This window comes from Bradyrhizobium sp. (assembly GCF_017881085.1).
Classification (GTDB): domain Bacteria; phylum Pseudomonadota; class Alphaproteobacteria; order Rhizobiales; family Xanthobacteraceae; genus Bradyrhizobium.
Genome location: NZ_JADGRI010000213.1, coordinates 1 through 9,461, shown reverse-complemented (window position 1 = coordinate 9,461; position 9,461 = coordinate 1). Strand labels below are relative to the sequence as shown.

8 protein-coding genes are annotated in these 9,461 nt (G+C 64.1%); 6 read left to right on the top strand and 2 right to left on the bottom strand.

The window, feature by feature from the left end; translation table 11 throughout:
* Positions 1-3 precede the first annotated feature (3 nt).
* Positions 4-1,206, bottom strand: coding sequence for an ABC transporter substrate-binding protein (locus tag QZ213_RS18950; protein ID WP_291687629.1), 1,203 nt, complete (start codon positions 1,204-1,206; stop codon positions 4-6).
* 181 nt (positions 1,207-1,387) lie between these two features.
* On the opposite strand from QZ213_RS18950, the gene QZ213_RS18945 reads away from it, so the two are divergent.
* Together QZ213_RS18945 and QZ213_RS18940 are read left to right on the top strand one after the other, a co-directional pair.
* Entirely contained in the window at positions 1,388-2,542 is a 1,155-nt protein-coding gene (locus QZ213_RS18945; RefSeq protein ID WP_291687630.1) for an acyl-CoA dehydrogenase family protein, read from the top strand.
* A gap of 245 nt (positions 2,543-2,787) precedes the next feature.
* Positions 2,788-3,948 (top strand): acyl-CoA dehydrogenase family protein, encoded by a 1,161-nt coding sequence (locus tag QZ213_RS18940; RefSeq protein ID WP_291687628.1) that lies wholly within the window; start codon positions 2,788-2,790, stop codon positions 3,946-3,948.
* Here the strand turns inward: QZ213_RS18940 and QZ213_RS18935 are convergent, their stop codons facing one another.
* Positions 3,949-5,160 carry an acyl-CoA dehydrogenase family protein gene (locus QZ213_RS18935; RefSeq protein WP_291687627.1) on the bottom strand — a complete coding sequence of 404 codons (1,212 nt, stop codon included), beginning with the start codon at positions 5,158-5,160 and terminating at the stop codon, positions 3,949-3,951.
* A gap of 382 nt (positions 5,161-5,542) precedes the next feature.
* Here QZ213_RS18935 and QZ213_RS18930 point away from each other — a divergent pair, with 382 nt between their 5' ends.
* The 4 genes from QZ213_RS18930 to QZ213_RS18915 all read left to right on the top strand — a co-directional run.
* The gene (locus tag QZ213_RS18930; RefSeq protein WP_291687626.1) at positions 5,543-6,199 is read left to right on the top strand and encodes a glutathione S-transferase family protein; all 657 of its coding nucleotides are present in this window, start codon (positions 5,543-5,545) and stop codon (positions 6,197-6,199) included.
* Positions 6,200-6,313: 114 nt separating this feature from the next.
* Complete coding sequence (locus QZ213_RS18925; protein WP_291687625.1) at positions 6,314-7,135, top strand: AraC family transcriptional regulator; 822 nt, start codon at positions 6,314-6,316, stop codon at positions 7,133-7,135.
* 152 nt (positions 7,136-7,287) lie between these two features.
* The gene (locus tag QZ213_RS18920) at positions 7,288-8,154 is read left to right on the top strand and encodes a 3-keto-5-aminohexanoate cleavage protein (RefSeq protein WP_291687624.1); all 867 of its coding nucleotides are present in this window, start codon (positions 7,288-7,290) and stop codon (positions 8,152-8,154) included.
* Positions 8,155-8,277: 123 nt separating this feature from the next.
* On the top strand, positions 8,278-9,461 hold a 1,184-nt coding region (locus tag QZ213_RS18915), incomplete at its 3' end, for an AMP-binding protein (RefSeq protein ID WP_291687623.1).

Genomic DNA, 9,461 nt, shown 5'->3' with positions numbered 1-9,461 from the left:
CCTTCAATTCCCGTGCAACAGCTCGCTCACCACCACGAACTGGCCGTCGCGGAATTCGACCATGTAGCCGTCCTTGATCGGGCGGTAATCGGTGGCCGAGGTGTTGAGCGTGATGCCGGGGAGCAGGACGGACAGCGCCACGCCTTTCAGATTGGCGGCCTGCGCCATGATGTTCTCGCGGCTGAGATCGTTCTTGCACTGCTCCAGCACCACGACCAGCGCTTGCGCGACCATGTAGCCATATTCGGCGGCGAAGTTGGCGGGATCGACATTCGGCAGCCGCGCCTTCATGAAGTCGCCGTAGCCGACGAGTCCGGGATCCTTGGAGTCCGCCATATACGGCTTGAGCGCCACCACCGACATGATGCCGCCGGCGGCATCGAGGCCCGCCGGCGCCATCACCGTGTCCTTGTTGGCGCAGCCGGAGGAAATGAAGCGCATCGGCCGCCAGCCGGTCTCCTGCGCCTTGCGGATGGCCTGGGCGCAAGCGCGCGGCGTCACGCTGTAGATCAGGAACACATCGGCCTTGGTGCTCGCCAGCGTGATGATCTGCGAATCCACCGTGGGATCGGCGACCTCGAAGCTCGTCGCCATCGCGATGGCCTTGTCGGCATCGGCGCCGAGCGCTTCCCTGACGCCGCGCAGATATTCCTTGCCGGCGTCGTCGTTCTGGTAGAGCACCGCGAAACGCGCATTGGGATTTTTCGAAAGCGCATAGCGAACCTCGATGCCGGCCTCCACCATGTAATTCGGCGCCCAGGGCAGCGCCATCAGCCAGGGCTGCGTCGCCGGCTCGTTCCATTTCGAGGCCGACGAAATCAAAAACAGATGCGGCACCTTGGCGCCGTTGAGATATTTCGCCGTCGCCGAACTCGGCGCGGTGCCCATGGTGCCGAACATGAAGGCGACGCCGTCACTCTCGACCAGCCGGCGCGTCGCCTCCACCGTCTTCGGCGGCGAAAAGCCGTCGTCGAGCGAGATCATGTTGAGCTTGCGACCCTGGACGCCGCCTTTTTCGTTGATCATGTCGAAATAGGCTGAAAACACCTTGCCGGTGACGCTGAGCGCGGAGGCCGGCCCGCTATACGGCATGATGTTGCCGAATTTTATCTCCTTGTCGGTGATGCCGGGCTGCTCGGCGGCGGCGGCCGTCCATGACAAGAGCGGCAGAAGGACCAGCGAGGCGAGATAGCTCAGGCGCTTCATGGATCATCCTCCCGGGATGGGCCGCCGTGTCATGTCGACGGCGATGCTCTTGCTTTTCGGGTCAGGCTAGGCGTAGCAGGGAATGCCGGTCTTGCGTTCAGCCGCTGGTCGCTTCATGCCAGCCACTCGACGCAAGCTCGCGCCGGCCGATACGAGGCATGGTGATCCCTGGGAGAAGACGATGCTGGAGCGCACCCGGGCGCAGAGCCCGTTTTACACGGAAGATCACGAAGCCTTCCGCGACGTGATGCGCAGCTTTGTTTCGCGTGAAATCGAGCCTTACGCCAGCCAGTGGGACGAGGCCGGTGAATTCCCCAGGGAACTCTATGCCAAGGCGGCCGGAATCGGCCTGCTGGCGCTCGGCTTCCCGGAAGAATGCGGCGGCGTTCCCGCCGACCCCTTCATGAAGATCGTGGCCTCGCAGGAACTCGCGCGCGCCGGCGCCGGCGGGATCAGCGCCAGCCTGATGAGCCACACCATCGGTTCGCCGCCGATCGCGCGCGCCGCGCGCCCCGAAATCAAGGCGCGGGTGCTGCCGGAGGTATTGTCGGGCAGGAAGATTTCGGCGCTGGCGATCACCGAGCCCGGTGGCGGATCCGACGTCGCCAATCTCCGCACCAAGGCGCGGCGCGACGGCGATCATTATGTCGTCAGCGGCGAGAAGACGTTTATTACCTCCGGCATGCGCGCCGATTACATCACGACGGCGGTGCGCACCGGCGGGGAAGGAGCGGGCGGCGTCAGCCTGCTGTTGATCGAGGGCGATACGCCGGGCCTGTCGCGCACGAAACTGAAGAAGATGGGCTGGTGGGCCTCGGACACCGCGACGCTGCATTTCGACGATTGCCGCGTGCCGGTCGAAAACCTGATCGGCGAGGAAGGCCAGGGCTTCAAGCTGATCATGCAGAATTTCAATAGCGAGCGGATGGGCATGGCGGCGGGCTGCACGGCCTTCGCCCGGGTCTGCGTCGAGGAAGCGATCGCCTACGCCAGGGAGCGCAAGACCTTCGGCAAGCCGATCTCGCAGCATCAGGTCATCAGGCACAAGCTGGTCGACATGGCGCAAAAGGTGGCGGCGTCGCAGGCGATGCTGGAAATGCTGGCCTGGCGGCTCGGGCAGGGCCAAAACCCGGTCGCCGAAATCTGCATGATGAAGAACCAGGCGACGCAGACCATGGCGTTCTGCGCCTCCGAGGCGGTGCAGATCTTCGGCGGCGCCGGCTATATGCGCGGCATCAAGGTCGAGCGCATCTACCGCGAGGTCAAGGTCAACGCGATCGGCGGCGGCACCGAGGAGATCATGAAGGATCTGGCGAGCCGGCAGATGGGGTTTTAGAACCTGTTCCGTCATTCCGGGGCGCGTCGCAGACGCGAACCCGGAATCTGGAGATGGGTTAAACTGAGTTAGACGACATCGAGATTCCGGGTTCGCTCGCGCTGCGAGCGCCCCGGAATGACGGGAAAAATGAAAGATGCTCTCGCTGCCGACCACGGCAGCAACGTCAACTCCCCTCCCCACCGCTGCGCGGGGGGAGGGGAGCAGAAACGAACGAGCGGGCTCGGAATGACAAGGAAACAAAAATGCTCTTCACCAGCGACCACGACGAACCGCGCCGTATCCTGCAGAAATTCATTGCCGCCGAGATCAATCCCTTTGTCGATGAATGGGAGGCGGCGGAGCAGTTTCCGTCGCACGAGCTGTTCAAGAAGCTCGGCGATCTCGGTTTTCTCGGCCTCAACAAGCCGGTCGCGTTCGGCGGCCAGGGGCTCGATTACAGCTACGCGCTGATGATGGCCGAGGAGCTCGGCGCCATCAAATGCGGCGGGGTGCCGATGGCGATCGGGGTGCAGACCGACATGGCGACGCCGGCGCTGGCGCGGTTCGGCTCCGACGAGGTGCGCCGCGAATTTTTGGCGCCCGCGATAGCGGGCGACGCGGTGGCCTGCATCGGCGTGTCCGAGCCGGGGGCCGGCTCCGACGTCGCCTCGATCAAGACCAGCGCGCGCTCCGACGGCGACGATTACGTCATCAATGGCGGCAAGATGTGGATCACCAACGGCGTCAAGGCCGACTGGATCTGCCTGCTCGCCAACACCAGCGACGGGCCGGTCCATCGCAACAAGTCGCTGATCTGCGTGCCGATGAAATCAAAGGGCGTGCAGGTGGCGCGAAAGCTCGACAAGATGGGCATGCGCTCGTCCGATACCGCGCAGATCTTCTTCGACGAAGTGCGGGTGCCGAAGCGCAACCGGATCGGCGAGGAAGGACAGGGTTTTACCTACCAGATGGTGCAATTCCAGGAGGAGCGGCTGTGGGGCGCGGCCGCCTGCCTCAAGGCGCATGAAACCATCATCAACGACACGATCGAATACACCCGCAACCGCAAGGCGTTCGGCCAGAGCATCCTCGATAACCAAATCGTCCATTTCAAGCTGGCGGAGATGCAGACCGAAGTCGAACTGTTGCGCGCGCTGATCTATCGCGCCGCGGAGGCTTTGGTCGCCGGCGAGGACGTCACGAAGCTCGCGACCATGGCCAAGCTGAAAGCCGGCCGGCTGGGGCGTGAACTGACCGATGCCTGCCTGCAATATTGGGGCGGCATGGGTTTCATGAACGAGACCCCGGTCAGCCGCGCCTATCGCGACAGCCGCCTGACCTCGATCGGCGGCGGCGCCGATGAGGTGATGCTGTCGGTATTGTGCAAGATGATGGGCACCTTGCCTGGCATGAAGCAGAAGTAATCAGGCTGATACGCCATAGCGCTTCAGCAGTCCGCGCCCAAGCTGCGCCAGATGGACCTGATCAGGTCCGTCGCCGAGCCGCATGAACCGCGCATAGGTATAGGCTTCCGCGAGGAAGGTATCCTGCGAGACGCCGGCGCCGCCATGGATCTGGATCGCGCGGTCGATCACGCGGGCGGCCATGCTGGGCACGACCACTTTCGCCGCCGCGATCAGATCGCGCGCCGCCTTGTTGCCCTCGCGATCCATCTTCTCGGCGGCCCGCAGCGTCAAGAGGCGCGCCTGTTCGATCTCGCACCAGGAATGGGCGATGTCCTCCCGCACCGAGCCCTGTTCGCCCAGGGCCTTTCCGAACGCGATGCGCGATTGCGCGCGGGCGCACATCAGTTCGAGCGCGCGCTGCGCGCAGCCGATCAGCCGCATGCAATGATGGATGCGCCCGGGGCCGAGGCGGCCCTGCGCGATCTCGAAGCCGCGGCCTTCGCCGAGCAGGATGTTGGTGGCGGGAACCCGGACGTTGTCGTAGACGATTTCGGGATGACCGACCGGCGCGTCGTCGTAACCGAACACGCGCATGTCGCGCACGATCCGAATGCCCGGCGTCTCCCGGGGCACCAGCACCATCGATTGCTGCAAATGCTTGTTGGGATTGTCGGGATCGGTCTTGCCCATCACGATCAGGATCCTGCAATCCTCGCTCATGGCGCCCGACGTGAACCATTTGCGGCCATTGATGACGTAATCCGCGCCGTCGCGGCGGATGCTGCACTGGATGTTGGTGGCGTCGCTGGACGCCACCGCGGGCTCGGTCATCGAGAAGGCCGAGCGGATTTCGCCCGCGAGCAGCGGCTCAAGCCAGCGCTTCTTCTGCTCAGGGGTGCCATAGAGCGAGAGCACTTCCATGTTGCCGGTATCGGGCGCCGAACAATTGAAGATTTCGGAGGCCCATGAAATCCGGCCCATGATCTCGGCCAGCGGCGCGTAGTCGAGATTGCCGATGCCGGCGCCGTGGTCGCCCGGTAGAAACAGGTTCCAGAGCCCCTCGGCGCGGGCGCGGCGCTTCAGCTCTTCCAGCACCGGCGGCCGGTGATGGCGATGCCCGTTCTCGACCTGCTCCTGATAGAGGTGTTCGACCGGATAGACGTATCGGTCCATGAAGGTCTGCAGCCGTCCCTGCAGTTCGAGCGCTTTCGGACTGTGCTCAAAATCCATCGTCCTGGCCTTTCCTGGCTCGGGTGAACGAGACCAATGCGCTGCGTCGGCTCATCGTCTTGCGTTGAGTAGCTGATGCACGCGCGGTTCGCAGCCAGGGTTTGACATACTGCGAGCGAAGCATGAATTCACCCCTCACCATGAGCGTTATCTTCTCCCCTCCCTCCACGCGCAAAGCGCGTGGCGGGGAGGGGTCGGGGGTGGGGGGTTTATCCGCTTGCTCCTCTGGCAGAGAGTTTGCTGGACCGCCCCCCACCCCCGACCCCTCCCCGCCGCTTCGCGGGGGGAGGGGAGTGACCTCATCGCTCGACCGCCGTTCGCACTTGCGGATGGCGCACCGGCGTTCCAGACTGGTTTCAAATCAAGGGAAAGGGAGCGCCGGATGATCACGCTTTACCACTGCGATGGCGCCCGCTCGTTCCGGCCGCTTTGGATGCTCGAAGAAATGGGGCTGCCCTACGAGCTGAAGATGCTGCCGTTCCCGCCACGGGTGTTCGCCAAGGAATATCTCGCGCTCAACCCGCTCGGCACCATCCCCTTCATGATCGACGGCGAGACCAAAATGACGGAGTCCTCCGGCATCTGTCATTATCTCGGTACCCGGCACGGCCCGACGCCGCTGGTCGTCGGCGTCGACGAGCCGGCCTATGGCGCGTTCCTGAACTGGATGTATTTTTCCGATGCCACGCTGACCTTTCCGCAGACCCTGGTGCTGCGCTACACCCAGCTCGAGCCGGAAGAGCGGCGCAATCCGCAGGTCGCCACCGACTACGCCAAGTGGTTTTTGGGGCGGCTGCGGGCGGTCGAGGCCGCGACGGCGGGCGCGGAGACGCTCGTGGCCGGCCGGTTCACCGCGGCCGACATCGTGATCGGCTACGCCCTGCGGCTGGCCGACACCATCGGCCTTGCGAAGGATTTCGGGCCCAACGTTTCTGCCTACTGGCAGCGGTTGCAGGCGCGCGACGGCTATCAACGGGCGGTGGCCGCGGAAACCCGGGCCGGGGTGGAACAGAACGTCACGCCCCGCGTCCGGGCTTGATCCTTCCGTCATTCCGGTTTCGCACCGTCCCGGAATGACCGTGGTCAGCCGCCGATTTTGCGCTATGGTTGATCTCGCGCAGTGGCCGCAAGAGCCGCGCCGGGAGGGTCGACCATGGACGAAAAAGGCAACGAATCCAGCCATTTGATGCTGATTACGCCCGAGCGCGTGTTTTACGCGGGCCTGCTCGGCCGGCCGCGGCAGCGCGCCTCCGGGGCGCTTCACGTCTATGTGGCGATCGAGGGGGGCTTGCGGCTTTCGGTCGAAGGCGGCTGTGAGAGCTACGGCGAACTGGCTGCCGTTCTGCCGGACGTGCGGCACACCATCGCCAGCGACTGCCGCTCGGTGATTTGCGTGATGGTCGAGCCCGAAACCGTCGGCGCCGGCGCGCTCGAGGCCCTTGCCAAGCGCGTGTCGGGCGCGGAACGCGCCTTCTTCGCCAACCGCATCCGCGCGGCCTATCAGCAATTGCTGCGCGAGCCATGCAGCGGCGAAATCGGCAGTACTGCATTCGACATCATGTGCGTTGGCGAAGCGCTGCCGCGGCGCGCCCTCGATCCGCGCGTGGTGCGGGCGATCGCGCAGATCGGCCGCTTCTGCGGCGAGCCGGTGACGGCGGCAAGCTGTGCGGTGGAGGCCGGCCTGTCCTCGTCGCGCTTCCTGCATCTGTTCAAGCAGGAGACCGGCATCTCTTTCCGCGCGTTCCGGGCCTGGAAGCGCGCGCGGCATTTGCTGCATTTCGCCAATCAGGACCTCAACCTGGCGCATCTGGCGCAGGATATCGGCTATCCCGACTCCACCCATTTCAGCCACTCGATCCGCAGGTTTTACGGGCTGAAGCCGCGCGCGATCTTTTCGGGTTCCCGCGATCTCGCGATCTATCGCAGCGGGCGGTCTGGACCCGGCGATAGCGCGTTGACGCAAGAAGCCGGATGACGACGCACGCATGATCGCTGGAGCATGATCCGGAAAAGTGGGAACCGGTTTTCCGAAGAGATCATGCTCAAACCATAGAGATGAGATCATGATCCAATCCGATCATGATCGAAGGTCGCTTGACGGCCCCACCCGAGATCGAGAACCACTCCATGAGCGACAAGGCCGTCATCACCTGCGCGCTGAACGGCGTGCTGACCGACCCGAAGCAGCATCACGTGCCGGTGACCCCGGAAGAAATGGCGCGCGAGGCAAGAGCGGCGTTCGACGCCGGCGCCAGCATCATGCATATCCATCTGCGCCAGCAGGCGCCGGGCAAGGGACATCTGCCGTCCTGGGACGTCGCCGTCTCCCGCGAGATCCAGCAGGCGATCCGTGAAGCCTGCCCGGGCGTGATCATCAATCACACCACCGGCCAGTCGGGTCCGGATTACAGGGGCCCGCTCGATTGCGTGCGCGAGACCAGACCCGAGATGGCGGCCTGCAACGCCGGCTCGCTGAATTATCTGAAAGTGAAGGCCGACAACAGCTGGGCCTGGCCGCCGATGATGTTCGACAATTCGGTCGAGAAGGTCGGCAACTATCTCAACGTGATGAAGGAAGCCGGGACCATTCCCGAATTCGAATGTTTCGACGTCGGCATCGTGCGCTGCGTCGGGATGTACCGGCAGACCGGGATGTATTCCGGGCCGCTGGAGTATAATTTCGTGATGGGCGTCGCCTCGGGCATGCCGGCCGATCCGGAATTGCTGCCGATCCTGTTGAAGCTGAAGGCGCCGGACGCCAACTGGCAGGTCACCGCGATCGGCCGGGCGGAAATCTGGCCGCTGCACCAGCGCTGCGCCGACCTAGGCGGTCATCTGCGCACCGGGCTCGAAGACACCTTTTATCTCGGCGACGGCTCCAAGGTGATTTCGAACGGGCAACTGATTGAGGCGATCGCGAAATGCGCGCGCAACACCGGCCGCGCCATCGCGAGCCCCGCGGAAGCCCGGCAGATTTTCGGGATTCTCCACTAACACGTCATTCCGGGGCGACACGAAGTGTCGAACTATGATGTGCAATTGCACATCTGAGAATCTCGAGATTCCGGGTTCGCGCTGTGCGCGCCCCGGAATGACGAAAATGAGGGAGTAATTTGCATGACCAATCTCGCAGCCACCGGCGGCGTGCCGGGGCCGGGCCGGATCGGCCGGGTGGCGATCGGCGATCTCCTGAAACGCGCGGCGGCGCGGTTTCCCGACCGGACCGCACTCACCGACGGCGCGCGGCGGGTGACCTTCACCGAGCTCGAACGCGATGCCAACCGTTTTGCCAATTACCTGGTCGCGCGGGGCCTGAAACCCGGCGAGAAGATTTCGACCATCTGCAACAACTCGGTCGAGTTCGTCAAAGCGCTGTTCGGCATTCATCGCGCTGGCCTGGTCTGGGTGCCGATCAACACCATGCTCGGCCCTGCCGACATGGACTACATCCTCGACCATGCCGAGGTGAATTTTGCGCTGATCGACGACAATCTCTATGCGCAACCCGACCGGCGCGCGGCGCTCACCAAACGCGGCATCGATCTGATCGCGGTCGATCTCGCCGGCACGGCTTCCGCCGCCGGCCTCGAAAGCTTCAACGACCTGATCAAGGGCCGATCGGAGATCGAGCCGGATATCGAGATCGACGACCGCGATCTCGCCATGATCATCTATACCTCGGGCACCACGTCGCGGCCGAAGGGGGCGATGCATTGCCACCTCGCCGTGGTCATGGCCGTCATGAGCAATTGCATCGAGATGCAGTTGTCCCGCGACGACGGCATCACCGGGCAGTTTCCGTTGTTCCATTGCGCCGGACATGTGCTGCTGTTGAGCTATCTCTCGGTCGGTGGCCGCATGGCATTGATGCGCGGCTTCGATCCCGTCGTGTGCATGGAAGCCATCGTGCGCGACAAGCTCACCGTGTTCGTCGGCCTGTCGCTGATGTATCAGGCGATCCTCGATCACCCGCGCCGCAGGGAATTCGATCTCTCGGGCTTGCGGACCTGCATCTACACCATGGCCCCGATGGGCCGCCCGCTGCTGGAGCGCGCCATCGCCGATCTCTGCCCGAACTTTGTCCTTTCCAGCGGCCAGACTGAAATGTATCCGGCTACCACGATGTCGCGGCCCGAGGTCCAGCTTCAGCGCTTTGGCAATTACTGGGGCGAATCGCTGATCGTGAACGAGACCGCGATCATGGACGATGCCGGCAATCTGTTGCCGCGCGGACAGGCCGGCGAGCTGGTGCATCGCGGGCCCAACGTCATGATGGGCTACTACAAGGACCCGAAGGCCAC

Excerpts from the sequence above, each read along its gene's own strand:
- QZ213_RS18950 (WP_291687629.1), bottom strand. The coding sequence starts at position 1,206 with ATGAAGCGCCTGAGCTATCTCGCCTCGCTGGTCCTTCTGCCGCTCTTG.
- QZ213_RS18945 (WP_291687630.1), top strand. The coding sequence starts at position 1,388 with ATGCTGGAGCGCACCCGGGCGCAGAGCCCGTTTTACACGGAAGATCAC.
- QZ213_RS18940 (WP_291687628.1), top strand. The coding sequence starts at position 2,788 with ATGCTCTTCACCAGCGACCACGACGAACCGCGCCGTATCCTGCAGAAA.
- QZ213_RS18935 (WP_291687627.1), bottom strand. The coding sequence starts at position 5,160 with ATGGATTTTGAGCACAGTCCGAAAGCGCTCGAACTGCAGGGACGGCTG.
- QZ213_RS18930 (WP_291687626.1), top strand. The coding sequence starts at position 5,543 with ATGATCACGCTTTACCACTGCGATGGCGCCCGCTCGTTCCGGCCGCTT.
- QZ213_RS18925 (WP_291687625.1), top strand. The coding sequence starts at position 6,314 with ATGGACGAAAAAGGCAACGAATCCAGCCATTTGATGCTGATTACGCCC.
- QZ213_RS18920 (WP_291687624.1), top strand. The coding sequence starts at position 7,288 with ATGAGCGACAAGGCCGTCATCACCTGCGCGCTGAACGGCGTGCTGACC.